Annotated in this window: 27 protein-coding genes and 1 tRNA gene; 14 read left to right on the forward strand and 14 right to left on the reverse strand. The window is 68.9% G+C overall.

Annotated elements, in window-relative coordinates:
* Position 1: 1 nt before the first annotated feature.
* The 3 genes from dnaJ to dnaK are packed head-to-tail and all read right to left on the reverse strand — an operon-like array spanning position 2 to position 3717.
* Positions 2–1183 carry a molecular chaperone DnaJ gene (gene dnaJ / locus OG386_RS21415; protein WP_266594563.1) on the reverse strand — a complete coding sequence of 394 codons (1182 nt, stop codon included), beginning with the start codon at positions 1181–1183 and terminating at the stop codon, positions 2–4.
* A gap of 39 nt (positions 1184–1222) precedes the next feature.
* Positions 1223–1873 carry a nucleotide exchange factor GrpE gene (grpE, locus tag OG386_RS21420; RefSeq protein WP_266594564.1) on the reverse strand — a complete coding sequence of 217 codons (651 nt, stop codon included), beginning with the start codon at positions 1871–1873 and terminating at the stop codon, positions 1223–1225.
* Positions 1873–3717: a molecular chaperone DnaK gene (gene dnaK / locus OG386_RS21425; RefSeq protein WP_030009743.1), complete on the reverse strand. Its 1845-nt coding sequence runs from the start codon at positions 3715–3717 to the stop codon at positions 1873–1875. Before dnaK ends, grpE begins: the two co-directional genes overlap by 1 nt.
* A gap of 242 nt (positions 3718–3959) precedes the next feature.
* Here dnaK and OG386_RS21430 point away from each other — a divergent pair, with 242 nt between their 5' ends.
* Positions 3960–4493 (forward strand): sugar transferase, encoded by a 534-nt coding sequence (locus OG386_RS21430; RefSeq protein WP_328789490.1) that lies wholly within the window; start codon positions 3960–3962, stop codon positions 4491–4493.
* A 110-nt stretch (positions 4494–4603) separates the two neighbouring features.
* Positions 4604–7192, forward strand: a complete 2589-nt coding sequence (locus tag OG386_RS21435) for a heterodisulfide reductase-related iron-sulfur binding cluster (RefSeq protein WP_328789491.1) — start codon at positions 4604–4606, stop codon at positions 7190–7192.
* 106 nt (positions 7193–7298) lie between these two features.
* Here OG386_RS21435 and OG386_RS21440 read toward each other — a convergent pair whose 3' ends face one another.
* Complete coding sequence (locus OG386_RS21440) at positions 7299–8030, reverse strand: hypothetical protein (protein WP_328789492.1); 732 nt, start codon at positions 8028–8030, stop codon at positions 7299–7301.
* Between the two features lie 301 nt (positions 8031–8331).
* On the opposite strand from OG386_RS21440, the gene OG386_RS21445 reads away from it, so the two are divergent.
* Positions 8332–9255: a Yip1 family protein gene (locus OG386_RS21445; protein WP_328789493.1), complete on the forward strand. Its 924-nt coding sequence runs from the start codon at positions 8332–8334 to the stop codon at positions 9253–9255.
* Between the two features lie 92 nt (positions 9256–9347).
* Here the strand turns inward: OG386_RS21445 and OG386_RS21450 are convergent, their stop codons facing one another.
* Together OG386_RS21450 and dcd are read right to left on the reverse strand one after the other, a co-directional pair.
* Positions 9348–9845, reverse strand: a complete 498-nt coding sequence (locus tag OG386_RS21450; RefSeq protein ID WP_030009869.1) for a phosphoribosyltransferase — start codon at positions 9843–9845, stop codon at positions 9348–9350.
* Positions 9842–10429 (reverse strand): dCTP deaminase, encoded by a 588-nt coding sequence (gene dcd, locus OG386_RS21455; protein WP_266594569.1) that lies wholly within the window; start codon positions 10427–10429, stop codon positions 9842–9844. The genes OG386_RS21450 and dcd overlap by 4 nt, the downstream gene beginning before the upstream one ends.
* 459 nt (positions 10430–10888) lie before the next feature.
* Between dcd and OG386_RS21460 the strand changes: the two genes are divergently transcribed.
* From OG386_RS21460 to OG386_RS21480, 5 genes are all read left to right on the forward strand, one after another.
* Positions 10889–10959 (forward strand) — tRNA-Gly (locus tag OG386_RS21460).
* A 780-nt stretch (positions 10960–11739) separates the two neighbouring features.
* Positions 11740–11943: a cold-shock protein gene (locus tag OG386_RS21465; RefSeq protein ID WP_030647895.1), complete on the forward strand. Its 204-nt coding sequence runs from the start codon at positions 11740–11742 to the stop codon at positions 11941–11943.
* 311 nt (positions 11944–12254) lie between these two features.
* Entirely contained in the window at positions 12255–13769 is a 1515-nt protein-coding gene (locus tag OG386_RS21470; protein WP_328789494.1) for a DEAD/DEAH box helicase, read from the forward strand.
* Positions 13770–13815: 46 nt separating this feature from the next.
* Positions 13816–14220, forward strand: a complete 405-nt coding sequence (locus tag OG386_RS21475; protein ID WP_189743752.1) for a CBS domain-containing protein — start codon at positions 13816–13818, stop codon at positions 14218–14220.
* A gap of 52 nt (positions 14221–14272) precedes the next feature.
* Complete coding sequence (locus OG386_RS21480) at positions 14273–14584, forward strand: SCO5918 family protein (RefSeq protein WP_328789495.1); 312 nt, start codon at positions 14273–14275, stop codon at positions 14582–14584.
* Between the two features lie 104 nt (positions 14585–14688).
* Here the strand turns inward: OG386_RS21480 and OG386_RS21485 are convergent, their stop codons facing one another.
* The 4 genes from OG386_RS21485 to OG386_RS21500 form a co-directional block, all read right to left on the reverse strand.
* Positions 14689–15048 (reverse strand): hypothetical protein, encoded by a 360-nt coding sequence (locus OG386_RS21485; RefSeq protein WP_030755669.1) that lies wholly within the window; start codon positions 15046–15048, stop codon positions 14689–14691.
* Positions 15049–16467: 1419 nt separating this feature from the next.
* Entirely contained in the window at positions 16468–16629 is a 162-nt protein-coding gene (locus OG386_RS21490) for a hypothetical protein (RefSeq protein ID WP_328789496.1), read from the reverse strand.
* Between the two features lie 539 nt (positions 16630–17168).
* Positions 17169–17567: an STAS domain-containing protein gene (locus OG386_RS21495; RefSeq protein ID WP_202186079.1), complete on the reverse strand. Its 399-nt coding sequence runs from the start codon at positions 17565–17567 to the stop codon at positions 17169–17171.
* A 74-nt stretch (positions 17568–17641) separates the two neighbouring features.
* Positions 17642–18322, reverse strand: a complete 681-nt coding sequence (locus tag OG386_RS21500; protein ID WP_266594580.1) for an HSP18 transcriptional regulator — start codon at positions 18320–18322, stop codon at positions 17642–17644.
* A 129-nt stretch (positions 18323–18451) separates the two neighbouring features.
* Between OG386_RS21500 and OG386_RS21505 the strand changes: the two genes are divergently transcribed.
* The 3 genes from OG386_RS21505 to OG386_RS21515 all read left to right on the forward strand — a co-directional run bounded on the left by OG386_RS21505 (position 18452) and on the right by OG386_RS21515 (position 19879).
* Complete coding sequence (locus tag OG386_RS21505) at positions 18452–18886, forward strand: Hsp20/alpha crystallin family protein (RefSeq protein WP_328789497.1); 435 nt, start codon at positions 18452–18454, stop codon at positions 18884–18886.
* Positions 18887–18982: 96 nt separating this feature from the next.
* Positions 18983–19378 (forward strand): DUF2267 domain-containing protein, encoded by a 396-nt coding sequence (locus OG386_RS21510; RefSeq protein ID WP_266594581.1) that lies wholly within the window; start codon positions 18983–18985, stop codon positions 19376–19378.
* Between the two features lie 54 nt (positions 19379–19432).
* The gene (locus OG386_RS21515) at positions 19433–19879 is read left to right on the forward strand and encodes a DUF2267 domain-containing protein (protein WP_189738553.1); all 447 of its coding nucleotides are present in this window, start codon (positions 19433–19435) and stop codon (positions 19877–19879) included.
* Between the two features lie 75 nt (positions 19880–19954).
* Here OG386_RS21515 and OG386_RS21520 read toward each other — a convergent pair whose 3' ends face one another.
* Both OG386_RS21520 and OG386_RS21525 read right to left on the reverse strand, forming a co-directional pair.
* On the reverse strand, positions 19955–20128 hold the full coding sequence (locus OG386_RS21520; protein WP_266594583.1) for a CsbD family protein: 174 nt from the start codon (positions 20126–20128) through the stop codon (positions 19955–19957).
* A gap of 215 nt (positions 20129–20343) precedes the next feature.
* On the reverse strand, positions 20344–20559 hold the full coding sequence (locus OG386_RS21525) for a hypothetical protein (protein ID WP_328789498.1): 216 nt from the start codon (positions 20557–20559) through the stop codon (positions 20344–20346).
* A 1289-nt stretch (positions 20560–21848) separates the two neighbouring features.
* Here OG386_RS21525 and OG386_RS21530 point away from each other — a divergent pair.
* The gene (locus OG386_RS21530) at positions 21849–22187 is read left to right on the forward strand and encodes a MerR family transcriptional regulator (RefSeq protein ID WP_328789499.1); all 339 of its coding nucleotides are present in this window, start codon (positions 21849–21851) and stop codon (positions 22185–22187) included.
* Between the two features lie 48 nt (positions 22188–22235).
* Here the strand turns inward: OG386_RS21530 and OG386_RS21535 are convergent, their stop codons facing one another.
* Entirely contained in the window at positions 22236–23444 is a 1209-nt protein-coding gene (locus OG386_RS21535; RefSeq protein ID WP_328793309.1) for a PP2C family protein-serine/threonine phosphatase, read from the reverse strand.
* Positions 23445–23953: 509 nt separating this feature from the next.
* On the opposite strand from OG386_RS21535, the gene OG386_RS21540 reads away from it, so the two are divergent.
* On the forward strand, positions 23954–24313 hold the full coding sequence (locus OG386_RS21540) for a PRC-barrel domain-containing protein (RefSeq protein WP_189738541.1): 360 nt from the start codon (positions 23954–23956) through the stop codon (positions 24311–24313).
* A gap of 66 nt (positions 24314–24379) precedes the next feature.
* On the opposite strand, the gene trhA is transcribed toward OG386_RS21540, so the two are convergent.
* Complete coding sequence (gene trhA, locus OG386_RS21545; RefSeq protein ID WP_189738538.1) at positions 24380–25165, reverse strand: PAQR family membrane homeostasis protein TrhA; 786 nt, start codon at positions 25163–25165, stop codon at positions 24380–24382.
* Between the two features lie 264 nt (positions 25166–25429).
* On the opposite strand from trhA, the gene OG386_RS21550 reads away from it, so the two are divergent.
* The gene (locus OG386_RS21550) at positions 25430–25990 is read left to right on the forward strand and encodes a hypothetical protein (protein WP_328789501.1); all 561 of its coding nucleotides are present in this window, start codon (positions 25430–25432) and stop codon (positions 25988–25990) included.
* The last annotated feature ends 18 nt before the right edge of the window (positions 25991–26008 follow it).

Here is a 26008-nt window from a genome sequence, read left to right on the forward strand (position 1 = left end):
GTCATGCTCCCTTCGCGGACTCGAACAGCGCGGAGCGCGGGTCCTGCGACTCCGTCGCCTCGCGGTACATCTCCAGGGCCTCGCGGGCCTTGTCGGACAGCTCGGTCGGGACCGCGACCTCCACCGTGACCAGCAGGTCGCCGCGGGTGCCGTCCTTGCGGACCGCGCCCTTGCCGCGGGCCCGCATGGTGCGACCGCCCGGGGTGCCCGGCGGCAGCTTCAGCGTCACCGAGGGGCCGTTCAGGGTCGGGACCTTGATCTCGGCCCCCAGCGCCGCCTCCGCGAACGTCACGGGCACGGTCACGGTCAGGTTGTCGTCCTTGCGGCCGAACACCGGGTGGGAACCGACGTGCACGACCACGTAGAGGTCACCGCCGGGACCGCCGCGCTCGCCCGGCGCACCCTTGCCGCGCAGCCGGATCCGCTGGCCGTCGGAGACGCCCGCCGGGATCCGGACCTGCATGGTGCGGGAGCTGCGGGCGCGCCCGCTGCCCTTGCAGACGTCGCAGGGGGTCTCCGCGATCAGGCCGCGGCCCTTGCAGTCCGCACAGGGGTCGGTCAGCGAGAAGCCACCGCCGCTGCCCCGCGAGACCTGGCCGGTGCCGACACAGGTCGGGCACACCCTGGGGGTGCCGTTCTTGTCGCCGGTGCCCGAACACGCCTTGCAGGGCGCCTGGGAGGACATCCGGAGCGGGACCGTGGCCCCGTCCACCGCCTCCGTGAAGGAGAGGGTGACCTCCGACTCGATGTCCTGGCCGCGGCGCGGCTGGGTGCGGGTGCCCGCCCCGGGGCCGGCGCCGCGGTTGAAGAGGCCGCCGAAGACGTCGCCCAGGCCGCCGCCGAAGCCGCCGGCCTGGCCGGCGCCCTGCTGCTGCCCCCCGAAGAGGTCGCCGAGGTCGAAGTTGAACGAGCCGCCGCCGCCCGGCCCGGGGCGGAAGCCACCGTTGCCGAACAGGGCGCGCGCCTCGTCGTACTCCTTGCGCTTCTTGGCGTCGCCGAGGATGTCGTTCGCCTCGGAGATCTCCTTGAAGCGCTCCTCGGCGGAGGCGTCGCCCTTGTTGGCGTCCGGGTGGTACTCGCGTGCGAGCTTCCGGTACGCCTTCTTGATCTCGGCCTCGGTGGCGTCCTTCGGGACACCGAGGACCTTGTAGTAGTCCTTCTCGACGAAGTCCTTCGTGCTCATCCCCGGTGTCCCTCCTCCCGTGCTCCTACGTGTGGTGCATCAGCCCTTGTCGGGGGCATCCGCGTCCAAGCCGTCCGGCGCTTCGCCCTCCGTGGACTCGGACTTCGGGGCCGCGCCCGGCTGGGGCTCGGCCACCGCGACCCGTGCGGGACGGATCGTACGCTCGCCGATCCGGTACCCCGGCTGCAGGATCGCCACGCAGGTGTCCTCGGTGATGTCCGGCGCGTACGAGTGCATCAGGGCCTCGTGGATCGTCGGGTCGAAGGGCTCGCCCTCCTTGCCGAACTGCTGCAGGCCCATCTTGGCGGCGACGGTCTCCAGCGATTCGGCCACCGACTTGAAGCCGCCGACCAGCTCGCCATGCTCCCGCGCCCGGCCGATGTCGTCCAGGGTCGGGAGCAGCTCCGTCAGGAGGGACGCGACCGCGATCTCCTTGACGGTGATCCGGTCCCGCTCCACCCGGCGGCGGTAGTTCTGGTACTCGGCCTGGAGCCGCTGGAGGTCCGTGGTGCGCTCGGAGAGCGCGGTACGGGCCTGGTCCAGCTGCGCCAGCAGCGCCACGTCCTGGCTTGCGTCCCCGGCCGGGGCCGCCTCGTCCTTGGCGGAGTCGGCGGCCTTCGGCTCAGCGTCGTTCTGACCGGCGTCGGGGACTTCGGGCTTCTCGTCGAAGCCCGGGGTCTCCTCCGACATCAGGCAGCGCCGCCCTTCGGCTTCTCGTCGTCGACGATCTCGGCGTCGACGACGTCGTCGTCGGCCTTGGCCTGGCCCGCGTCACCGGCACCGCCGGCGGCCTGGGCGGCCTGCGCGTCGGCGTAGATGGCCTGACCGAGCTTCTGGCTGACCGCGGCGAGCTTCTCCGTCGCGGTGCGGATCTCGGCCGTGTCCTCGCCCTTGAGCGACTCCTTCAGCTCGGCGACGGCGGACTCGACCTCGGTCTTGACGTCGGCCGGGACCTTGTCCTCGTTGTCCTTGACGAACTTCTCCGTCTGGTAGACGAGCTGCTCGCCCTGGTTGCGGGACTCGGCCGCCTCCTTGCGGCGCAGGTCCTCGTCCGCGTACTGCTCCGCCTCCTGGCGCATGCGGTCGACCTCGTCCTTGCCGAGCGAGGAGCCGCCGGTGACGGTCATCTTCTGCTCCTTGCCCGTGCCAAGGTCCTTGGCCGTGACGTGCATGATGCCGTTCGCGTCGATGTCGAAGGAGACCTCGATCTGCGGGACGCCGCGCGGGGCCGGGGGCAGGCCCGTCAGCTCGAACATGCCGAGCTTCTTGTTGTACGCCGCGATCTCGCGCTCGCCCTGGTAGACCTGGATCTGGACGGACGGCTGGTTGTCCTCGGCCGTCGTGAAGATCTCGGAGCGCTTCGTCGGGATCGTGGTGTTGCGCTCGATCAGCTTGGTCATGATGCCGCCCTTGGTTTCGATACCGAGGGACAGCGGGGTCACGTCGAGGAGCAGGACGTCCTTGACCTCACCCTTGAGCACACCGGCCTGGAGGGTGGCGCCGATGGCGACGACCTCGTCCGGGTTGACGCCCTTGTTGGCGTCCTGACCGCCAGTGAGCTCCTTGACGAGCTCGGCGACGGCCGGCATACGGGTGGAGCCGCCTACCAGGACCACGTGGTCGATCTCGGACAGCTGGATGCCGGCGTCCTTGATGACGTTGTGGAACGGGGTCTTGCAGCGGTCGAGCAGGTCCGCGGTCAGCTGCTGGAACTGGGCGCGCGTGAGCTTCTCGTCCAGGTGCAGCGGGCCCTCGGCGGAAGCCGTGATGTAGGGCAGGTTGATCGTGGTCTCCGTGGAGGAGGACAGCTCGATCTTCGCCTTCTCGGCGGCCTCGCGCAGACGCTGGAGCGCCATCTTGTCCTTGGAGAGGTCCACGCCGTGACCGTTGGCGAACTGCTTCACCAGGTAGTCGACGACGCGCTGGTCCCAGTCGTCGCCACCGAGGTGGTTGTCACCGTTGGTGGCCTTGACCTCGACGACGCCGTCGCCGATCTCCAGGAGCGACACGTCGAAGGTGCCGCCACCGAGGTCGAAGACGAGAATGGTCTGGTCGTCCTTGTCGAGGCCGTAGGCCAGGGCGGCGGCCGTCGGCTCGTTGACGATGCGCAGGACGTTCAGGCCCGCGATCTCGCCGGCCTCCTTCGTCGCCTGACGCTCGGAGTCGTTGAAGTAGGCCGGGACGGTGATGACCGCGTCCGTGACCTTCTCGCCCAGGTACGCCTCGGCGTCGCGCTTCAGCTTCTGCAGGATGAAGGCGCTCATCTGCTGCGGGTTGAAGTCCTTGCCATCCAGGTTGATCTTCCAGTCAGTGCCCATGTGGCGCTTGACGGAGCGGATGGTCCGGTCCACGTTCGTGACCGCCTGGCGCTTGGCCACCTCGCCGACGAGGACCTCGCCGTTCTTGGCGAAGGCGACGACGGACGGCGTGGTCCTGGCGCCCTCGGCGTTGGTGATGACGGTGGGCTCGCCGCCTTCCAGAACGCTGACGACGGAGTTAGTGGTGCCCAGGTCGATGCCGACCGCACGTGCCATTTCAATTCCTCCAGCTGACTTGAGTGGAACAGACTCAACCATGCCGCATCGTCGCGCCGCCGTCAACAGAGCTGAGCCGAGTCGACTCAACCTTTAACCCCTACTTACGCGCAACCCTGGGAGCTCCGACCCGGCCCGCCAGGGCTCCGGGGCCGGCCCCCGGCAGCGGCGTGACCGCCGAACGGGTCACCGCAGCCGCGCGCCACCACAAGACCGCCGGAGGCATGCGGCAGCGTGCTGGCATGCCCCTCACACTCACCGCCCCGCGGGTACGGACCCCCGCCGCCCCACCGGCGAAGCGGGTGTTCGACCTCGTCGGGGCAGTGGCGCTGCTCGCAGCGCTCGGCCTGCCGCTCGCGGCCGTCACCGCCCTGCTGTGCGCGACCCTGGGCGGCCGCCCGTTCGCACGGGAGGCCGCGGTGGGGCTGGGCGGCAGACCGTTCCGCACGTGGCGCCTGCGCACCGACGACGGCGCCGGCCGGATCGGTGCGGCCCTGGACCGCTGTGCCCTCGACGGCCTCCCGCAACTGCTGAACGTGATCCGCGGCGAGATGTCGCTCGTCGGGCCGCGCCCGGAAGCCCGTACGGACCGCCCCGAGCGGCTCCTCGTACGCCCCGGAATGACCGGATTGTGGCAGGTCAGCGCGCGTTCGGACCTCCCCTGGGAGGAGATGGCCCTGCTCGACCGGCATTATGTGGAGAACCACTGGCTCGGGATGGACCTCGCGATCCTGGCGCAGACCCCGCGCGCGGCGTACCGGCAAAGGGTCGCCTGAGCGACACAGATCACCGCACGCTCAGCTACATTGCGGCGTCGGGAATGGGTAACCTCAAGCCTTGACTTCATAAGTTACCGCTTAGTAAGTGCCGCCCGAGGAGCCCTTCCATGCAACTCGCCGCGATCATCGTGTCGCTGGTCCTGACCGTGGTCGGCGTCGCGCTGCTCGCACGAGCCGTGGCGCAGATCTACCGCTTCGTGAAGCTCGGCCAACCCGTGCCGGCAGGCAGCCGCACGGACGACCCGAAGGCCCGAACGCTCACCCTCGTCCGCGAGTTCCTCGGCCACAGCCGCATGAACCGCTGGGGCATCGTCGGCTTCGCGCACTGGTTCGTCGCGATCGGCTTCCTGACGCTGCCGCCGACCCTGGCGCAGGCCTACGGCCAGCTCTTCCAGGCCGACTGGGTACTGCCGATCGTCGGCGGCTTCCTGCCGTTCGAGCTCTACATCGAGTTCATCGGCCTGATGACGGTCCTCGGCATCGTCGTCCTGATGGCGATCCGACTGCTCAGCCTGCCCTCCCGGGCCGGCCGCAAGTCGCGCTTCACCGGCTCGAAGGCCTGGCAGGCGTACTTCGTCGAGTACATCATCCTGACCATCGGCCTCGCGATCCTGTGCCTGCGCGGCCTCGAGGGCGCGATCCACCACGTGGACAGCTACGAGCCGGCGTACTTCGTCTCGTACCCGCTGGTCCTGGCCTTCGACGGGCTCTCGACGAGCGCGCTGCAGAACGCCATCTACTTCACCGCGATGATCAAGATCGGCACCTCGCTGATCTGGATGATCGTGGTCTCGCTCAACACCAACATGGGTGTCGCCTGGCACCGCTTCCTCGGCTTCCCGAACATCTGGTTCAAGCGGAACGCGGACGGCGCCACGGCGCTCGGCGCCCTGCAGCCGATGACCTCGGGCGGCAAGGAGATCGACTTCGAGGACCCGGGCGAGGACGACAACTTCGGCGTCTCCCAGGTCGAGCAGTTCTCCTGGAAGGGCATCCTCGACTTCTCCACGTGTACGGAGTGCGGTCGCTGCCAGTCGCAGTGCCCTGCCTGGAACACGGGCAAGCCGCTGTCCCCCAAGCTGCTCATCATGTCGCTGCGCGACCACGCGCACGCCAAGGCCCCGTACCTGCTGGCCGGTGGCGGCAAGGACATGGAGGGCAACGAGAAGGCCACTGCGGAGCAGCTCGCCGGCGTGCCGGCCGCCGCCCTCGCGGAGGCCGAGCGCCCGCTGATCGGCACCGCCGAGGAGAACGGCGTCATCGACCCGGACGTGCTGTGGTCCTGCACCACCTGCGGTGCGTGCGTGGAGCAGTGCCCGGTCGACATCGAGCACATCGACCACATCGTCGACATGCGCCGCTACCAGGTGATGATCGAGAGCGCGTTCCCGTCGGAGGCGGGCACGATGCTCAAGAACCTGGAGAAGAAGGGCAACCCCTGGGGCCTGGCGAAGAAGCAGCGCGTCGAGTGGACCAAGGAGGTGGACTTCGAGGTCCCGATCATCGGGAAGGACGCGGAGGACCTCTCCGAGTTCGACTACCTCTACTGGGTCGGCTGCGCCGGCGCCCTGGAGGACCGGGCCAAGAAGACCACGAAGGCCTTCGCGGAGCTGCTGAACATCGCGGGCGTCAAGTTCGCGATCATGGGCGGCGACGAGAAGTGCACGGGTGACTCGCCGCGCCGCCTGGGCAACGAGCCGCTGTTCCAGCAGCTGGGCCAGGAGAACGTGGCCATGCTGAACATGGCCTTCGGCGAGGACGACGAGGACCCGTCGACGAAGAAGCCGAAGTCGGCGAAGCGGATCGTCTCGACCTGCCCGCACTGCTTCAACACCATCGCGAACGAGTACCCGCAGCTGGGCGGCGAGTACGAGGTCATCCACCACACGCAGCTGCTCCAGCACCTGATCGACGAGGGCCGCCTCACGCCGGTCACGCCGGTCGACGGCCTGATCACGTACCACGACCCGTGCTACCTGGGCCGGCACAACAAGGTCTACACGCCGCCGCGCGAGATCATGTCGGCCGTGCCGGGGCTGCGTCAGCAGGAGATGCACCGCCACAAGGAGCGGGGCTTCTGCTGTGGCGCCGGTGGCGCGCGGATGTGGATGGAGGAGCGGATCGGCAAGCGCATCAACAACGAGCGCGTCGACGAGGCCCTGTCCCTGAACCCGGACATCGTCTCCACCGCCTGCCCCTTCTGCCTCGTGATGCTCACCGACTCGGTGAACGGCAAGAAGAACGACGGCCAGGCGAAGGAACACGTCCAGGTGGTCGACGTGGCGCAGCTGCTGCTCGACTCGGTGAAGACCCCGGGCCCGACGGAGGAGGAGCTGGCGGCGCTCGCGGCCGAGGCCGAGGCGGAAGCCAAGGCCGAGGCCGAGGCGGAGGCCGCTGCCGCGAAGGCTGCGGCGGAGGCGGAAGCCAATGCGAAGGCTGCGGCCGAGGCGGAAGCCAAGGCGGCGGAGGAGGCCAAGGCGAAGGCGGAAGCGGAGGCGGCGGCCGAGGCGAAGGCCGAGGCCGATGCTGAGGCGGAAGCCGAGGCAGAGCCGGTGGCCGAGGCGGAGGCCGAGGCCGGGGGGAAGCCCGACGCAGAGCCGGAGGCCGGGGCGAAGCCGGACGCCGAGCCCGAGGCCCAGGCGAAGCCCGACGCCGAGCCCGAGGCCCAGGCGAAGCCCGACGCCGAGGCCAAGTAGGGCCCTGTAGGACCCTTGCAGGACGCCCGTAGGGCATCCGCAGCACCGGAACGGCCGGTCCCCCACCCGGGGGACCGGCCGTTCCGTCGTACGGGGAGGGAGCGACTCAGCCCTGGCCCCGCAGCACGGCGCCGCCCGGGGCGACCGCCTTCACGTCCTTCCCGGCGCCCCGCCCCGCCGGGTCGACCGTGTACTTCGCGATCAGCCTGCCGTTGAAGTCGTACACCCAGCCGTTCCCGCCGCCCTTGCCGTCGATGACGACGAACTTCACGCGCTCGGCGTCCTGGACGACCCGGTACGTCCAGCCGTCGTGGTGGACGCTCGGGCGGCGCAGGTCGATCGTCGCGAGGGCGCGTCCCTTCGGCGTGGAGATCTCGACGCGCTTGCCGTGCGGGCCGTCCACCAGCTCGGCGATCCGCCCGTCGGGCACGGTGATCCGCACCGAGCTCTCCTTCCTGATCTGCGGCTCCGGCGCGCCCGCCATCCAGGAGGTGACGGTGCCGTTCGGCCGGAGCACGACGTGCAGGCCGTTGTTCTGCCCGTACGACGCCGCTCCGGCCTTGCTGACCAGCGTGTCCAGCTTCGTGGCGCCGGCGAAGACGTCCGCCTCGTAGTGGCTGTCGCCGATCTTGTAGACCTTGGCGACGGACCCGTCCGCCAGCTTCACGGTGGTGACGTACGCGCGGACGCTCGCGGCGGGTTCGACGGACGGCGCCACCTCCGGCCTCGGTGCGGCCGGCGAGTCCGCGAAGGCGGACCCGACCGGGAGGGCCAGGAGGGTGGCCGCGCCGACGACGACGGCGGCGCTGCGGAGGCTGGTTCGGCGGGTGTTGCGCATGTGCGGGCTCTTCTCGTGTCTCGTGTACTCGTGCTCGTTCGTGTTCGTTCGTGGTCGTTCGCGCTGCGTGGCGGCGACGCGTACGAAACTACGGACCCGATGTGTGCGTATTCCATCGAGAACGTAACGGAAGGCCGCAGAGCACAACACAGCCCCGTAAATCGGACACGCAACAAGATCGGACACGGGGTGGGGCCAGCACCTCCGGGAACCCCTAAGGGATGTCACAGGTCAGCCGCAAAGGGTGGCTGTTCCGGCTGCCCGTCCACCGATGCTCGCCGGACCAGGTACGTTCGATCACGTGGCTGGATTCAGGATCGGACGCGGCCGGGACAACAACCGCTCTCCGCAACAACCCCCGCAGCAGCAGCAGCAGTCGTACGGTCAGCAGCAACCGCCGCCGTACGGCCAGCCGCCCTACCCTCCCGTCGGCGGCCCGCCACCGCAGCAGCAGTGGCCGCAGCCGGGCGCGGGAGGTCACGGCGAGCCGGAGTACTTCGACCCGTACGGGCAGCAGCAGCCGCACGCGCAGCAGCCCCCGTACGGCCACGGAGGCGGGGGCCACGGCGGCGGCGGGGGCTACAACGACAACCCGGGGCACACCCAGGTCTTCGCCGTCGGCGAGGACCCGTACGGCCAGGGCGCGACGTACCAGGCGGGTGCGGCCTCGGCGGTGCCGTCCGGCCCGCGGCTGCCGTGGAAGGAACTGCTCCGCGGCATCGTGACGCGACCCGGGCAGACCTTCCTCCAGATGCGCGACTACGCCGTCTGGGGACCCGCGCTGATCGTGACCTTCCTCTACGGGCTGCTCGCGGTCTTCGGCCTCGACGACGCCCGCGAGGACGTCATCAAGGCGACCGTGCCGAAGGCCATCCCGATCGTCCTGTCCGCCGGCGTGGCCTTCGTCATCTGCGGCCTGATCCTGGGCGCGGTCACGCACACCCTGGCCCGCCAGCTGGGCGGCGACGGCGCGTGGCAGCCGACGGTGGGTCTGTCGATGCTGGTCATGTCCATCACGGACGCGCCGCGCCTGCTGTTCGCCGTGTTCCTCGGCGGCGACAACATGGTCGTACAGGTGCTGGGCTGGGCCACGTGGGTGGCGGCCGGAGCCCTGTTCACCTCACTGATCAGCAAGTCGCACGACCTGCCGTGGCCGAAGGCCCTGGGCGCGTCCGCGATCCAACTGGTCGCCCTGCTGTCGATCATCAAGCTGGGCACGATCTAACCGCGACCTCGCCTCACCCCGCCCCGCCCCGCACACGAAAGGGCCCGCCGCGCACTGTCCGCGCGGCGGGCCCTCTGCATGATGTCCGTCGGCTAGGCGTCGAGGACCTGGCCCTCGCGCTTGACGACGGGCGGCTCGACCGACCAGGGGAAGTTGATCCACTCGTCGGTCTTCTTCCACACGTACTCGCACTTCACGAGGGAGTGGGACTTCTCGTAGACGACGGCGGAGCGCACCTCGGCGACGTGGCCCAGGCAGAAGTCATGGACGAGCTTCAGCGTCTTGCCGGTGTCGGCCACGTCATCGGCGATGAGGACCTTCTTGTCGGTGAAGTCGATCGCCTCGGGCACGGGGGCCAGCATGACCGGCATCTCCAGCGTGGTGCCGACGCCGGTGTAGAACTCGACGTTCACCAGGTGGATGTTCTTGCAGTCCAGCGCGTACGCCAGGCCGCCGGCGACGAACACCCCGCCGCGGGCGATGCTCAGGATGATGTCGGGCTCGTAGCCGTCGTCGGCGATCGTCTGCGCCAGCTCGCGCACGGCGCGCCCGAAACCGTCGTAGGTCAGGTTCTCGCGTACGTCGCTCATGCCTCGTGCCTCACCTGGGTGCGGTGGAAGTTCTGGAAGGAGCGCGAGGCGGTCGGCCCGCGCTGCCCCTGGTACCTGGATCCGTAGCGCTCGCTGCCGTACGGGAACTCGGCGGGCGAGCTGAGCCGGAACATGCACAGCTGCCCGATCTTCATGCCCGGCCAGAGCTTGATCGGCAGGGTGGCGAGGTTCGACAGCTCCAGGGTCACGTGACCCGAGAACCCGGGGTCGATGAACCCGGCGGTCGAATGCGTCACCAGGCCGAGGCGGCCCAGGCTGGACTTCCCCTCCAGTCTGGAGGCGATGTCGTCGGGCAGCGAAATGACCTCGTACGTCGAGGCGAGGACGAACTCACCGGGGTGGAGGATGAACGCCTCGTCGCCCTCCGGCTCGACCATGCGGGTCAGGTCCGGCTGCTCGATCGCCGGATCGATGTGGGCGTAACGGTGGTTCTCGAACACCCGGAAGTACCGGTCGAGACGTACATCGATGCTGGAGGGCTGCACCATCGATTCCTCGAACGGGTCGATGCGAACCCGTCCGCTGTCGATCTCGGCCCGGATGTCTTTGTCAGAGAGAAGCACGTCCCGAGGATACGCAGAGCGCGCGGGCCACCCCCAATCGAGAGCGACACCCGCGCGCCCGCCCCGGCCACTACCGCTTCGCGCCACCCACGGGCACGGCGTGCCGCAGCCGCGCGCACCGTGGGCACCTCAGCAGCCGCCCGGGCCCGATCCGGCCGGCACCGAGGTGCTGCAGCGGGAAGGAGGCGGTACTGAAAACGTGCCCTTCGGCACAACGGACGACGGTGTGCTCCATCGAGTCCCTTTCCCCAACGAGCCGTACTGCGACGAATCGCCACATTAGGGGATGATCGGCACCCACTCCAGCCGCCGCTCCGCACCCACACGGTACGCCCCAACTCCCGCACGCACACGCCCCGGTGTACGCCACACACGACAACGACCCCGCGGCAAATTCACCGGGGGTCGATCATGAGGTAGAGTGAGCAACGCTAGGGATCCAGGCAACTGGCCCACCGTGCGGATGTAGTTTAATGGTAGAACATGAGCTTCCCAAGCTTATAGCGCGGGTTCGATTCCCGTCATCCGCTCTTTAACGAAGGCCCAGGTCACAGACCTGGGCCTTCGTCATTGTCTAGACCTCTCACCCCTCGCCGTGCCCTCCGCGTGCCCCAACTCGCAGGAACTCCCTGGCCGGAGGGCCCTTCGCGCACCACTTGCACCACACGAGCCCCCGCCGATCTCGCGTCGCGAGACACGTCCTCGATGACCTGCGTCACACCGCTGTCTCCGTCGCGTGAATTCGCTTTCCAAAAGGGGCGGTTGGTCGGAGGGGTTGACTCAGACCGTCGACGGGTCTGCCTAGTCCCCTCTCCCCGCCAGCACGCGATCTGCGGGCAGGAAGGAATGCGCCACCTCACCATCCCCCGATGCCGGTCGGCGGGATGGTACGGGCCTACCCATGGAGCACCTGCGAGCTGCCGATCCTTAGGGAGGGCTCTGCGGACCCACCCCGCAGGCTCACGTCCCCTGGACTGCACGTCGCAGCTGGCGGACGCCCTTGCTCGCGAAACGCTGCACTCGGGGGGAATCAATATCTATCCCCGCGGTCAGAGAGTTTAATGGACCCCGCAGGGAGAGTTTTTCCGCACCGCACACGATGGAGATATTTAACGCACACGAACCGCTGCAGCGTGCTACTGTCGGTCTCGGTTGCAGTTTTGGTACCCAAAAACTTCAAGTGCTCCAGTCGCCTCCGCGCCACATTCGAGTGCTTCATATTTCCGGTCATTTTCCGGCGGGGCATCATCGCGGCGACACGGTGTCCGTATGGTGCGGATGCTGGTGTACTGCCCCAAAGGAGATATGACATGGCATCTGGCACCGTGAAGTGGTTCAACGCGGCCAAGGGTTTCGGCTTCATCGAGCAGGACGGTGGCGGCGACGACGTCTTCGCCCACTTCTCGAACATCGCCGCCCAGGGCTTCCGCGAGCTGCTGGAAGGCCAGAAGGTCACCTTCGACATCGCGCAGGGCCAGAAGGGCCCGACGGCCGAGAACATCGTTCCCGCCTGACGCTGACGCGCATTTCGTAGCTGGGGCCCGCATCCCTCGGGGTGCGGGCCCCAGCTGCACGCATTTCCCGCAGTGGTGTCACCTGCGGGATGAAGTATTTCAGGGTTACAGCCTGCTCGGCGCTTCACCCCACTCGATTTCTTGATTTCGCGTCCCCGTGACGCCACCTCATCTCAGCGCATGCGCCCGTACAGAATCTCTGTTGGCCAGAGTCGCTTTCGCATTCCATTCGGCCCGTTCTTGTGATTCCCTGCGCTGAGTTTCGCTGCGGGAATTCCTTGATACGCGCCGCATCAAGGAAAGGGTTCTGAATGAACCGCACACGTACGAACGACCGTTCCTCTCGCACCCGCAGCCGCACCGGCGGCCCCGCTTTCGGCGCTGCCGCCGGTTCGGAGCGGGGCAGCCGCTTCAGCTCGTCGGCCCCGAGCCGTTCCGGAGGTCCGCGCCGCTCGGGCGGCTACGGCCGCCGACCCGCAGCGGTACAGGGCGAGTTCGCTCCGCCGAAGACCATCACTCCCGCGCTGCCCGCCGTCGAGGCCTTCGCCGACCTCGACATGCCGGCGGAGCTGCTTGCTGCCCTAGGCGCGCAGGGCCTGAGCGTGCCGTTCCCGATCCAGGGAGCCACCCTGCCCAACACCCTCGCAGGCCGCGACGTCCTCGGCCGCGGACGGACCGGCTCCGGTAAGACCCTCGCCTTCGGCCTCGCTCTGCTGGCCCGCACCGCCGGGCAGCGCGCCGAGCCCCGCCAGCCCCTCGCCCTGATCCTCGTCCCCACCCGCGAGCTGGCCCAGCAGGTGACCGACGCCCTCACCCCGTACGCCCGCGCCGTGAAGCTGCGCCTGACCACGGTCGTCGGCGGCATGTCGATCGGCAAGCAGGCCGGAGCGCTGCGCGGAGGCGCAGAGGTCGTCGTGGCTACGCCCGGCCGGTTGAAGGACCTCATCGACCGTGGCGAATGCCGGCTTAACCAGGTCGCGATCACCGTCCTGGACGAGGCCGACCAGATGGCCGACATGGGCTTCATGCCGCAGGTCACCGCCCTCCTGGACCAGGTGCGTCCTGAGGGGCAGCGGATGCTTTTCTCCGCCACCCTCGACCGCAACGTCGACCTGCTGGTGCGCCGCTACCTGACCGACCCCGTCGTGCACTCGGTGGACCCGTCCGCGGGCGCCGTCACGACGATGGAGCACCACGTGCTGCACGTCCACGGCGCCGACAAGCACCGCACGACGACGGAGATCGCGGCCCGGGAGGGCCGGGTGATCATGTTCCTGGACACCAAGCACGCCGTCGACCGGCTGACCCAGGACCTGCTGAACAGCGGAGTGCGGGCCGCCGCCCTGCACGGTGGGAAGTCGCAGCCCCAGCGCACGCGCACCCTCGCCCAGTTCAAGACCGGACACGTGACCGTACTGGTCGCGACGAACGTGGCGGCGCGCGGCATCCACGTCGACAACCTCGACCTCGTCGTCAACGTCGACCCGCCCACCGACCACAAGGACTACCTCCACCGCGGCGGCCGCACCGCCCGCGCCGGCGAGTCCGGCAGCGTCGTCACCCTCGTCACTCCCAACCAGCGCCGCGACATGACCCGCCTCATGCAGGCCGCCGGCATCACACCGCAGACCACCCAGGTCCGCTCCGGCGAAGAGGCACTGAACCGGATCACCGGCGCCCAAGCCCCCTCCGGCATCCCCGTCGTCATCACCGCACCCGTCGTCGAACGCGCCAAGCGCAGCGCGGCCTCCCGCGGCAGGCGACGGCCCGCCTCGACGGTCCGGCGCGTGAGCGTGCGGCAGTCCGCCTTCGATGCGGCGGCCTGAGAAGCACGTGATCAGGAAACTGACCCATCTCTGCAGGAGGTACGTTTTGACGCTGGTCCAGATGCAGCCCCGCTCGGCGAACGCCAACCCTGTGCACCGGACGGTGGACGACGCGATGGAGGCGGCCGGTCCACAGGTATGTGACGACATGACGGTCGAGGTGGCCCTGGCCGTCATGGCCGGCGCCCGCGCGGGTCATCTGCTCGTCTGCGACGAGGACGGCCTGTGCACTGGGCTGGTCACGCAGGCCCAGCTCACCGCCATCCGCGACAGCGCGGCGTACACCGACCGGGTCCGTCTCCGCGACCTGCTGGGGGACCGCGGGCCGGTCGCCTCACCCGCAACCACGATGGCCGAAGCCGAACACGCGATGCGCTACCGCCGGCTCGATGCCCTGCCGGTCGTCGATGAGCAGGGCAGTGCTCTGGGCGTCCTCGCCCTTGCCCGCTGAACCGCCTCACCGCGGCACGGCCGTCCCCGACTTCTTCTTCCTGTGAGGCAACATGCGCTGTGTCATCGCCCGTTTCCCGTTCGACCTGACCAAGAGCGGTGTCCTGGAGTCGATGAAGGGCATCAAGCCCGAGCAGGTCGTCGGCGAGTCCGTAATCGTCGGGCGCCGTACCTACCCCGTCAAGCAGGTCGGTCAGGTCATCACGCGCCAGGACCGCCGCGACTTCAGCGCCGGTGAAGTCCTCCGGGCCATGACCCAGCTCGGGTTCACCTGCCGCGGCCTCCCCCGGGCCGCCGCGCCCAGGCGCGTCCTCAGCCCGCTCCAGCAGGCTTCCGCGATGCTCGGCATCCCGGTGACCGTCTGACGGACAGGACCGGCGCGAGCCGACACCCGAACAGCGAGGAGGGCCCGACCGGCACACGCCGGTCGGGCCCTCCCGCGTACCCAGGGGTTCTTACGCGATGTCGGTCAGTGGTCGGAGTAGCTGAAGTCGCCCATGGTCCAGGCGCTGACATCCGCGATCGAGACGCGGTACATCCCACCCGTCTCCGGGATCCCCACCGTGCCCTGAAGGATGCGGGCCACATGGAAGTGCAGATGAGTGGGCGGCCCCTCGTGGGGTGTCGTGGCGGTGAAGATGGCGGCGAACTCGCCCAGGCGGGCGGAATCCGTCAGGACCTCCGACACCCGCTGCCTCCACACGGCTTCGGGTGCCAGCCGACCGGTGATGACAGCGCCACCGGTGACAACGGTCAGGGACATCTGATTGCTCTGCCCGGACTCCACCAGGGTGGCAACGTCAACGAGCAGCTCGTCAGGCTTCGACATGGGAGCCGAGTTTATGCACCGGTCGTCCCGTTCTCTCGACGGGGAGGACTACCGGTCGAGAAGAGCACTCACCGTCTTCCCGCCGGAGGGCCGACGGGTGACACCGGTTGCTCGGGCGCTGCGGTGACCATGGGCCAGCCGAATCCACCGGTACGGCGGCCGTACAGGACAGGGCGTCCGAGCCCCTGACCTGCTGTGCAGGATGCTCTGCACATCTGGTCCCACCGCAGAGGTCTAGCTCTCCTCGACGGGCGCGAAAATCTATGACGGCCGGAGTAGACATTGGGCTGTGACGTGGTTATGGTTTCTCTCGTAGCCCAGAGAGACAGCAGGGCCTGGCAGAGACGAACTGCCGGGCAGCAGTACCCGCAGTTGCAGTGCGCAGGACGGTGCGGTGGTGGAGTTCCGAAGCCAGGGTTGTCGCAGGACGGCGACGGGACTGACGACCGGACCGGGTGGCCCGCAGTCATCAGGGGCCGCCGTGAGCAGTACCAGCAGATAACGCAGTGGCAGTACCCGTAAGTGCAGTTCGCAGTACCCAGCAGTGAAGTAAGTGAGTAGCACCTCGGTGAAGGCGTCGGCTGCGGACGCGCGCACCGGGAAGTTCGGCAGTGGGGTTCTAAGCCAGAGCAGACGCAAGATGGGCAACGGGGCTGGCTGCCGAAGAGTGGCGCTGACACAGGCCACCAGCAGTACGCAGTAGAGCAGTACCGCAGTGAGTGCAGTAACCCGCAGTTCGCAGTCTCTCCCGTTTGGTAAGCAGTTGATCACCGAGGGAAGAACGGAGGAGTTGAGGCGCCATCAGGATCGCCCGGGCGGAAGTCGTGAGTCCGGGTACCGCAGGACATCGATAGTGAGGTGGTCTCCGGTCGAGCAACCGCGATCCCCGCACAGCCTGTCCCCGTTCGGACGGGTCGGCGGAAACAGTAGGCCGGCGCAGGACTAGGGCCGGCAGATGGTGTAGCAGTTCCTTCGGGGCCCCGGTGCTGAACGCAACGGGGCCCCTCCTTTCGTTCCGCCCCCTCTTCCTCTCCAGGCCTGTCTGATCACCCGCTCCGCTCGCCGGCGTCCTCCGCCACTGCTCCCGCTACCCAGCTGCGCACCGCCGCCCGCGTCCGGGAGCTCGTCGACCACGGCACTCTCGTGGAGGCGGCCCGGCTAGTCACGAACCAGGGCGATTACCCTCCGCGTTCCGCATGGAGTGGGAGGCCTCGTCGTGAAGGTTAAACGCGGAGAAGAGCTCGGTTTCATCGCCCAGGACGGCGGCTGCCCGGACTTATTCGCCCACTACTCGCGGCAGCGTGTCCCGCCGGAAGCCAACCGACCATGACGCCGCAGCTATGCCGGATCAGGTGCGCACCTTCGCCGGCGGTAGCGATCTTCTGGAAGCCGGCATCGGAGAGCACTTGCCAGACGCGATCAGGTGCGGAGACGGCTGTTGGGGCCGTCTTGCTCGTCGGCGGTGTCGTCGTTGAACCAGTAGTCACCGGCGGCCAGGTAGCGGAAGGAATGGTTGCTGCCGGTGGGCAGCTCAACGGTGACCGCGCGGTTGCCGTCCTTGCGGAGGGTAAGAGGGTGCACGCCGGGACACCAGTCGTTGAAGTCGCCGACCACGCTCACCTCGGCCGCAGGCGTGTCGGCGGGCAGAACGAAAGTGACCTTGGCGCGGTTCTTGCGCGCGCACGGCGCGTTCCAGCACGAGAGACTCCTGACGGACAGGGGGAGGGACAGTACGGGCCTATGGTCAGGGCAGAGCAGGAGCCGCGCACGCCGACGCCGCCGTACTGCCCACCGGGTCACCCACCCGCTGCACCCAGCAGGACGCGCACCCGGGCACATGTGACAGTGCACGTGGGGTACGACGACGGTTGCCCCACGCAAGCAGGACCCGGCCGGGGCCCCGTAGCCACACCGGCCGGGTCCTGCGCCATGCGAAGCAGACGTTCGGCGAGCACGCCAAACTTCGGACCGGCTGGCGCCGAAGCAGTGTCACCCCCACTCCAGCCCACCTCAGCGAGGGTGGCCCGAGGGTTCGGTCCTGGTCGGCGCCAGGGGGTTGGCCCCGGAAGGCGACCGTCCCCGCCGGTGACCCGGGCGGCGCCCGTACGCGACCGGTGTGCCTATTGAGGCAGGCCGTCCGGCCATCCCTCCGGAGAGCGGTCGCCGGGCGGCGGGTCGTGGTCCGCGGGGAAGAGGGGCAGGGTGCCGGTCATCTCCAGGAGGCGCAGGAGCTGGTGGTTGGGGGCTGCCAGGCGAACGACGGTTCCGGTCTCCTGTGCTGCGCGCCGGGCGGCGAGGAGTGCGTTGAGCGCGGAGGAGTCGCAGAAGGAGACGCGGCTGCAGTCGACCGTCACGGGCTTGGCCGGCGAGGCGTGGGTGAGGGCTTCGGCGAGGGCGAACCGCAGGGCGGGGGCCGTCTCGATGTCTATCTCGCCCGAGGGCCTGATGGCAACGGCGTGCTCCAAGACTTCCACGGCGATGGCGTTGCCGCCGGCCTCCGGGGAAGGGCGTTCGGCCATGGTGGGTCACTCCCAGGTTCGTGGCGTGGCCCCCGAAGCCCGTGGTCCGGTCGGCGGTTCGGGGGAGGGGCGGGTCAGGTGCTGCGTTGGTCGTGGGTTTCCTGGCGGAGCCGGTCGGTGTGCCGGGTCAGGGCGTCGATGCGTTCGGCGAGCTCGGTGTCCTCGGGTCGCAGGTGGGCACGGGTGTCGATCAGAGGGCGGACGAGGCGGGCGGCGTCGTCGTCGGCGAGGGCCAGGTTCAGGTCGCCGACGGCGCCCTCGGCACCCTCGGGGAGACCGGTCAGAGCGGTGACCTGGCCGGCGAGACGGCGCAGGTCGGCCGCGTGGTCGCGGGCCCAGGCGGTCACCGTGCGGTCGGCGGCGCGTGTGTCGCGCATGGCCTGGACGCGCTGCTCGCCGGTACTCCCGACCGCTCCCGGGCGCAGCCGCAGGTAGCGCCGTTCTGCGGCCTGGCGGCTGGCGACCCCGAGCGGGCCCGCGAGGTCGGCCCAGCTCGCGCCTCGCCCGCGGGCGGTCTCGATCAGCCCGCTCTCCCAGTCGGCGAGCTGCTCGCGGACTTCGCGCAGCAGCAACAGCGCGGCCAGGGCCGGGTGTGGACCCGGGTCCGGCGCGCGCCCCGTCGGGGCCGTCGTTGGTGCTGCGGAGGGTCGCTGCGCGTCCCGCAGGGCCTGGTCGATGGTCTCCAGTGCCGCCGCGGCGGCGAGGAAGGGGACCTGGGTGGGCGGTGGGGTGGCCTCGCGTTCGGCCTCGTTCATGGGACTCTCCGTTGGCTTGTCATCCTCCAGATGACTACTTACTTGTCATCGTTTCGATGACATGTTACAACGGAGGCACGTTGAAGCGCATTGGCAGTTTCTGCCTGAACCAACTGGAGGTGTTTCGCGATGTTGATGCGCACCGACCCGTTCCGCGAGATGGACCGGATCGTCCAGCAGCTGTCGGGTACGTCTGGCACGTGGTCGAAGCCGTCGGTGATGCCGATGGACGCCTACCGTCAGGGCGACGTGTACGTGATCGCCTTCGACCTCCCCGGCGTGAGCACCGAGGCGATCGACATCGACGTCGAGCGGAACATGCTGACGGTGAAGGGCGAGCGTCGGCCCACGGGGAAGTCCGACGGAGTGCAGATGGAGCTCTCCGAGCGGCCCCTGGGCGTCTTCTCCCGCCAGATCATGCTGGCCGACACCCTCGACACCGAGCACATCGAAGCCGACTACGACGCGGGCGTCCTGACCCTGCGGATCCCGATCGCCGAGCGCGCCAAGCCGCGGAAGATCAGCATCGGCGGCGAATCCGGCCGCAAGCAGATCTCCGGCTGATCGGCCCCAAAGCGGCGGAGGACGGGGAACCGATCCCCCTCCGGCACCCCGTCCTCCGCGCCCCTCGCCCCTTCACCCCTCCCCGGAGGTGACGTGATGTCGATACGCAGGGAGGCGTTCCTGGCCCACGTCCAGGAACGCGGCGAGTACACGACCCTGCCGGAAGCCGAACGGGCGGCGCGCGTCGTCCTGGCCCTACTGGGCGCGCACCTGGTCGGCACCGTGCGGGCCGAGCTCGCCGCCCGGCTCCCCGAGACGTACGCCCTGATCCTTCTGAATCCCCTGCAGGCCGCCGAACCGCTCTCACCCGAACGCTTCGTCCGCGCGACCGCGGCCTGGATCGAGGGCGCCACCGAGAAGACGGCCCTGTGGGACATCGGCGCGGTCCTCTCCACCGTGGCCGCAGCGGCGGGTGACGTCCTCATGCGCGAGGTCCTGATCCAGCTCCCGCCCGGCTACGACCTCCTCTTCGGCCACCCCCAGCCCATCTGACCGGCGCCGACGGCCGGAACTCGAACCTTCGAAGAGAAAGGCAACCGCAGCACCATGTACGACCAGCCTCGACCGGACCGGCCCACCCCCGCCATGACGTTCGACCAGATGCTGGAACGCGTCCGCTACGAGGGCGCCTACCCCACCCGCGAACGCGCGGAAGAAGCCGTCCGCACCGTGCTTGCCGCGCTCGGCCGGCAGGTCACCGGTGACGAGCGCGTCGACCTCGCCCAGTGCCTGCCCGTCGAAGCCGCCCTCACCCTGACCGCCCAGATCCCCGATACCGAGCAGCTCACCGGCTGGGGCTTCGTCAAGGACCTGGCCGCACGAACCGGCGTGAGCCCGGCCATCGCCCGCTGGGACACCGGCGCCGTACTCGCCACCGTCACCGCGCTCGCCGGACCCGACCTCCTTGCCCGCGTCCTCCAGCGACTCCCCGACGACTACGCACTCCTCTTCGGACAGGCGCAACTGCGCCAGCCTCAGCGCGCCGCCGCCTGACCGGAGCCGGCTGCGCGCGGACATGCAACGGGGCCGGGACCGCTCCTGCGGTCCCGGCCCCGTGCACACGAGGGGTCAGTGCTTGAAGGTGTCCTTGATCTTTTCCTTGGCCTCGCGGGCATCGCCCTTGGCCTGCTCCGCGCGGCCCTCGGCGGTCATCCGCTCATTGCCCGTCAGACGGCCAGCGGTCTCCTTGAGCTTGCCCTTGGCCTGCTCGCCCTTCGCCTCGGCCTTCTGCTCACCAGACACAGCTGATCACTCCCTGTTCGATGGAAAGGTCTTACAGAACCCCGTATGACCGGTGGGATCCCTCCCAAACAGACAGGCCGGCAATGGGGTGACGCTCGGGGCGAAACGTTCGGCCATGGGCCAGCCGGCCTCGATGCCGCAGCGGTCCGCGCGGCGCCTCATGGAAGGGACCGTGCCAGCGAGCCGGAGCGAGGTGGTGACGAGCCGGGATCGTGTCAGGCCGGCTCGGTCAGGACGTGGCCTGCGTCGGGGAGCTCGTGGACGTGAGCGGCCGCACCTTCCAGCGGCAGGAGAGGGCGCAGGGGACAGTTGGCCGGGGTGTGGTCGTGGTCGACTTCCCAGGTAGGCAAGGGTGCGGCGGGGGCGCAGTCGGTGGAGACGGCGTAGAGGTTGCCGAAGCAGCCCCGGCACACCAGTGCAGCGTGGTTCACGGGAGTGCCTCCGGTTGAACCGACTCGGCTGAGCCATCCACGGGGCGGGCCTCCCCCGCCAGGTGGAGCTGGCGCAAGGTGCTTTCCGTCTCGCGCCTGAGGTGTTCGGAAGAGGCCAGACGCTGCCACAGCGGGTCGGGGAGGCCGGGGACGGCGGCGCCGCGGGCCGCCCATCCCTCGGCAAGCTGCGTGTACAGGGGTGTGCCCTGGTCCGTCGCTTCTCCGGGAATCCGGTCACGGGCGTGTGCCGGGCTACGGGAAGGCCTTCGGCGCGCTTGTTCCGGAAGACGGCCAACCGCTCTGCGCTTGCCGCTGCCGGCCTGTGCGCCGCAGCTGGAGTCCGTCCAATGATCGTCCGTCACGTTCGTCAAAACGATTCTTCCATCCTCCAGTACACCGTTTCCGGTGTGCCGCGACGCTCTCGACCGTTGCTCTGGCCCTCGATGAGGCACACACCGTTGACCGCCCCTAGCTGCTCCTTGTGCTGCGCATCGACAGGAGCGACCGTGCGTTCGAGGTCGATTACCTCCTCACCCGCCACACGAAAATCTATGACGGCCGGAGTAGACATTGGGCTGTGGCGTGGTTATGGTTTCTCTCGTAGCCCAGAGAGACAGCAGGGCCTGGCAGAGACGAACTGCCGGGCAGCAGTACCCGCAGTTGCAGTGCGCAGGACGGTGCGGTGGTGGAGTTCCGAAGCCAGGGTTGTTGCAGGACGGCGACGGGACTGACGACCGGACCGGGTGGCCCGCAGTCATCAGGGGCCGCCGTGAGCAGTGCCAGCAGTTAACGCAGTGGCAGTACCTGTAAGTGCAGTTCGCAGTACCCAGCAGTGAAGTAAGTGAGTAGCACCTCGGTGAAGGCGTCGGCTGCGGACGCGCGCACCGGGAAGTTCGGCAGTGGGGTTCTAAGCCAGAGCAGACGCAAGATGGGCAACGGGGCTGGCTGCCGAAGAGTGGCGCTGACACAGGCCACCAGCAGTACGCAGTAGAGCAGTACCAGCAGTACCAGCAGTAAGCAGTTGCTCACCGAGGGAAGAACGGAGGAGCCGAGCACCATCAGGATCGCCCGGGCGGAAGCCTTGAGCCCGGGTACCGCAGGACATCGATAGTGAGGTGGTCTCCGGTCAAGCAACCGCGATCCCCGCACTCCCGGCAGCATCTCGGTCGGGTCGGCGGAAACACAGGGTCGGCGCAGTATCAGGGCCGACAGATGGTGTAGTAGTTCCTTCGGGGCCCTGGTGCCGTACGGCACCAGGGCCCCTCCACGCGTTCCACGAGAGAGGTTCAATGACAGCAGACGACTCGTTCGGCCGTCTCGACAATGACGACTACCCCGCCTACACGATGGGCCGGGCCGCCGAGATGCTCGGCACCACCCAGGGCTTCCTCCGCGCCATCGGCGAAGCCCGCCTGATCACCCCGCTCCGCTCCGAGGGCGGCCACCGCCGCTACTCCCGCTACCAGCTGCGCATTGCCGCCCGCGCCCGGGAACTCGTCGACCAGGGCACCCCCATCGAGGCCGCCTGCCGCATCATCATCCTCGAAGACCAGCTCGAGGAAGCCCAGCGCATCAACGCCGAGTACCGCCGCGCCGCCGAATCATCCGCGCCGCCGTCCTCGGCCTGACCCGAGTGTGCCCGTCGGGATCGGCGGGCCTCGGTCGTCGAAGGAGTGCTATTCGGGTGCGGATGCCTCCGCCAGGTCCGCCCCGGCGTCAGCGCTGCGTGTGACCTGGTGGGTACCGTGCCAGTCCAGGCACATGACCGTCGCGTCGTCCTCGAGACGGCCGCCATGCGCGCGCAGAATCTCGGCGACCAGAGCTCGGGAGGCCTCGCGGGGGTGGAGATCGCCCGTGCGCACAACCAGGGAGGGCAGATCGACCTCCACAGCGCGGCGCTCGAGCATGCCGTCGGTGAGCATCACAAGGCGGTCACCCGGCTGCAGGTCCAGCCGCTGCACCCGATAGTCGGTACGCGGCTGGATACCGAAGGGGAGATCGACCTCGGGAACCATCTGCTCGACCCTTTCCCGCCTGAGGCGCAGGGGCCAGGGATGCCCGGCGTTGACGAACTGAGTGGTCCCGTCGAGCAGGCTGATGCGCAGCAGCTGCCCAGTGACGAAGCCCCGCCTGCCGTTGTCGATGACGGCCCGGTTGGCCTCCAAGGCCTGTACTTCGAGCTCGGCGCCGGCACGCCTGGCCCTGCGAAGGGCGCCCACTGCGAGGGTGGCGAGTAGCGCGGCTTCCACGTCGTGGCCCATGGCATCGGTGACGGAGAGTTGCATGGTGTCGCGGTCGACGACGTAGTCGAAGGTGTCACCGCCGACGTGCGTGGCCGGTTCCAGCGCTCCGGCGACCGTGAACTGGGCTGCCTCACACGCCAGTGAGGTGGGCAGGAGTCGGTGCTGGATCTCGGCGGCCAGGTTCAGGGGCCGTGTACGGCGACCCCATTGGTAGACGTCGGTGAAGGACCGATTGGCGATCACGATGTAGGCCAGGGCGTGAGCGGTCGCGCCGATCTGCCTCATCGCGAAGTCGTCGGGGTGATCCGGCAGGAAGAGTTCGAGCAGGCCGATGGCGTCGCCGCGGTTGGTGACGGGCGCCACGACCCTGACCCGGCTGTTGCCCTCTCGCTGGAGGGCCGGCCGCTGTGTGCGCAACGCGTCCGCGTAGAGGGTGCCGGGCAGAGCGACGCGCTCAGGGGGCTCGTCGGACTCGACGCTGTCGGCTGCCCCGAGCCGCACCACTGACGAACCGGTGAAGTCGACGATCAGGAACGAGACCGAGGCAGCCTGCAGGCGGTCCCGGAGCAGCCGCGCGACAACGTCCAGGGACTCCACAGGGGAGGCGGATTCCGCTGCCGCGAGCACGCCCGCAAGGTCCACCTCCACCAGCTGCTCTCCGCCGGCGCGTCCCTGATGGGCGCCTGGATCTCGCTCCTCGGTTGGGGGCATGACCGCTCCTCTCCTCCTCCGACACCGTGGGACCGGCCCCTCCACGAGAACTTCTCCTGACGCTCTTTCCGAGCGCCCGAGGCCTTACGGTCGGCCCCCACTGCCTCGTCGCGAAGCCATCCATCTGGGGTCGCAGCCTGTGACCACGGCCGGCACAGATCCGGGAAACCCGCGGGGCCGACCGTGCTCAACCCTGCCCGAGGACCCGCACGCCAGGTGGCTGCTGCTGCCCGCGCAGGCCGCGCTGCCTGACTGGTTCACCCGAACAGCAGGCATCGGCCCTACTCGGGGACGCTGCCCGGTCACCGGCATAGCACGCGCGCCCGGAATCCTCTGAGGACCCGGTTACGAGGCAAGCACCGGGGCATGGGGATGGACGATTCAAGCCGGCGGTGTGGCTGTGGCCGCCGCCTTCGAGCCGAGAGTGAGGAGACGGGGTTGTGAGCGGTGTGTGGATGTACGCGCAGGACAGCGGCTACACGTCCCGGCAGTCACTGGTGGGGTTCACGGTTGAGGCGGCTGACGGAACCATCGGGCACGTGGACCGCCAGCAGGACCAGCCCGGCATGCAACACCTGGTCGTCGACACCGGCGTGTGGGTGTTCGGCAAGAGCATTCTGATCCCGGCCGGCGCCGTCGCCGGCATCGACACCGAAACACGGACGGTAAGGGTGACAGGGACCCGGGAAGAGATCAAAGCCGCTCCCCAGTTCACCACCGACAGCGAAACGGCTGACCACCGCTACCTGTCCGCCGTCGGCAACTACTACCTCTCCCTCCGCCGCCCCCTCGCACCCTGACCCGAAGCCAGCCGGCAACTCGCCCGCCCCAGGGCGACAGCAGCCCCGGGCAGAACATTGCCGTGCTCAGTAGACGGTGAAGGAGATGGCGATGTAGTGCGCGGTGAAGGCTGCCACGGTCAGGGCGTGGAAGACCTCGTGGAAGCCGAACCAGCGGGGCGAGGGGTCGGGGCGCTGAAGGGCGTAGACAACCGCGCCCGCACTGTAGAGAAGCCCGCCGGTCACGATCAAGGCGAGTACGGGCGTCCCACCACTGTCCAGGAAGTCGGGCAGGTAACGCACCGGTGCCCAGCCCAGGGCCAGGTAGCAGGGGGTGTACAGCCAGCGGGGAGCTCCGACCCACAGGACACGGAAGGCGATGCCGGCCAGAGCGCCCGTCCACACGATCCACAGCAGGACGGACCGCTGGTCAGGGGCGAGAAGGAGCACGGCAAGCGGGGTACAGGTGCCGGCGATGATCAGGAAGATGTTGGCGTGGTCGAGGCGACGCAGAACGGCCTCACCGAGTGGTCCCCACGTCCCCAGGTGGTAGACGGCGCTCGTCCCGAACAGCATCCAGGCGGTGACGGAGTACACGGTGCAGGCCAGGGTGGCGTGCGGCGTCCCAGCCAGGCAGATGAGGACGATGCCCGCGGCCAGCGATGCGGGGACCATTCCGGCGTGAAGCCAGCCTCGTAGCTTCGGCTTGATCGGCTCCACCAGATCGGCCGCTCGCTCGACCAGGTCGGCAACCGGGTGGGAGTCCTCGGCGGCCTTGTCACGGTGCGATCCGGAGGGAGGACCACTTGCCTCGCAGCCTCCGACCGTCGGTGCGGAAGACACACCGCCGGTTTCGACGTCGTCGCGGGACACTGCTTCCCTTCCTGCCTCGGACTGCTGGGCGTCACTGGCAACCACGTGCTCATGTTAGGAGCCTGCCCGCAGGAGCATGGCCCGAGGCCTGCCTCGGACCACCGGGCCAGCACCGCCGGACACGGTCTGTTCAGCCGCACATGGTTCCGGTCCTGGAGGCCTGCCCCCAACTGGGGCCGTGGAAGTCGTGTAAGTCGGCGGGCCATGGGAACGATCAGGGCTTCCGAACGGGCCTCTCCGCTCTCCTACGTTCAAGGACCGCCGATGCTTCCCGAGTTCCGCTCCCACGCATCCGCCCCCCTCTCCCACCAGCTGGAACAGCGACTGGGACTGGACCCACGCCTCGAAGCGGGCCGAATCGACGTCGAGCGCGTCGCCGACATCGCCGTCGTCGCATCCGCCCACTCCGATGGGTACGCGGCCACCGCGCACCTCCTCGGACTGCTGGCCGCGCTCCCCGCTCCCACCGATGCCGGAGAACGCTTCTGGTCGGACCTGTGGAGGACCTCAGGCTCCCTCTACCTGCTGCCCGCCAACATCAAGACGTTCGTGCTGAGTTCGCTGGCCGGAGAAGGCACCGGTCTGGCCGGTCAGATCCTCTCGGCTGTCGACGAGATGACCCCGCCCCAGCGCGTCGCAGCCGGAGAGGTAATCGGCCAGGCGCTCGCCGAATCCGACCACCTCCCCGACCTCAAGACGCAGGTCATCGGCGAGCTGTGGCTCCGGGATCTCGAACTCACCGCCTGGCGGGTCCTGCACGCGGACCACAAATCAGCTGATCCGGCTGAGCGGAAAGCCTTCCTCGACGCATGGAGGTGTGTCTGAGCGCCAGTCTCCTCTCGA

The organism is Streptomyces sp. NBC_00273 (assembly GCF_036178145.1).
Taxonomy (GTDB): domain Bacteria; phylum Actinomycetota; class Actinomycetes; order Streptomycetales; family Streptomycetaceae; genus Streptomyces.

Bases quoted from the DNA above. Each gene is read 5' to 3' on its own strand.
- OG386_RS21430 (WP_328789490.1), top strand. From the start codon at position 3,960: ATGCCCCTCACACTCACCGCCCCGCGGGTACGGACCCCCGCCGCCCCA.
- OG386_RS21500 (WP_266594580.1), bottom strand. From the start codon at position 18,322: ATGAACGAGGCCGAACGCGAGGCCACCCCACCGCCCACCCAGGTCCCC.
- OG386_RS21465 (WP_030647895.1), top strand. From the start codon at position 11,740: ATGGCATCTGGCACCGTGAAGTGGTTCAACGCGGCCAAGGGTTTCGGC.
- OG386_RS21505 (WP_328789497.1), top strand. From the start codon at position 18,452: ATGTTGATGCGCACCGACCCGTTCCGCGAGATGGACCGGATCGTCCAG.
- OG386_RS21480 (WP_328789495.1), top strand. From the start codon at position 14,273: ATGCGCTGTGTCATCGCCCGTTTCCCGTTCGACCTGACCAAGAGCGGT.
- OG386_RS21550 (WP_328789501.1), top strand. From the start codon at position 25,430: ATGCTTCCCGAGTTCCGCTCCCACGCATCCGCCCCCCTCTCCCACCAG.
- OG386_RS21435 (WP_328789491.1), top strand. From the start codon at position 4,604: ATGCAACTCGCCGCGATCATCGTGTCGCTGGTCCTGACCGTGGTCGGC.
- OG386_RS21450 (WP_030009869.1), bottom strand. From the start codon at position 9,845: ATGAGCGACGTACGCGAGAACCTGACCTACGACGGTTTCGGGCGCGCC.
- OG386_RS21495 (WP_202186079.1), bottom strand. From the start codon at position 17,567: ATGGCCGAACGCCCTTCCCCGGAGGCCGGCGGCAACGCCATCGCCGTG.
- OG386_RS21470 (WP_328789494.1), top strand. From the start codon at position 12,255: ATGAACCGCACACGTACGAACGACCGTTCCTCTCGCACCCGCAGCCGC.
- OG386_RS21530 (WP_328789499.1), top strand. From the start codon at position 21,849: ATGACAGCAGACGACTCGTTCGGCCGTCTCGACAATGACGACTACCCC.
- OG386_RS21515 (WP_189738553.1), top strand. From the start codon at position 19,433: ATGTACGACCAGCCTCGACCGGACCGGCCCACCCCCGCCATGACGTTC.
- dnaK (WP_030009743.1), bottom strand. From the start codon at position 3,717: ATGGCACGTGCGGTCGGCATCGACCTGGGCACCACTAACTCCGTCGTC.
- OG386_RS21440 (WP_328789492.1), bottom strand. From the start codon at position 8,030: ATGCGCAACACCCGCCGAACCAGCCTCCGCAGCGCCGCCGTCGTCGTC.
- dnaJ (WP_266594563.1), bottom strand. From the start codon at position 1,183: ATGAGCACGAAGGACTTCGTCGAGAAGGACTACTACAAGGTCCTCGGT.
- grpE (WP_266594564.1), bottom strand. From the start codon at position 1,873: ATGTCGGAGGAGACCCCGGGCTTCGACGAGAAGCCCGAAGTCCCCGAC.
- OG386_RS21485 (WP_030755669.1), bottom strand. From the start codon at position 15,048: ATGTCGAAGCCTGACGAGCTGCTCGTTGACGTTGCCACCCTGGTGGAG.
- OG386_RS21510 (WP_266594581.1), top strand. From the start codon at position 18,983: ATGTCGATACGCAGGGAGGCGTTCCTGGCCCACGTCCAGGAACGCGGC.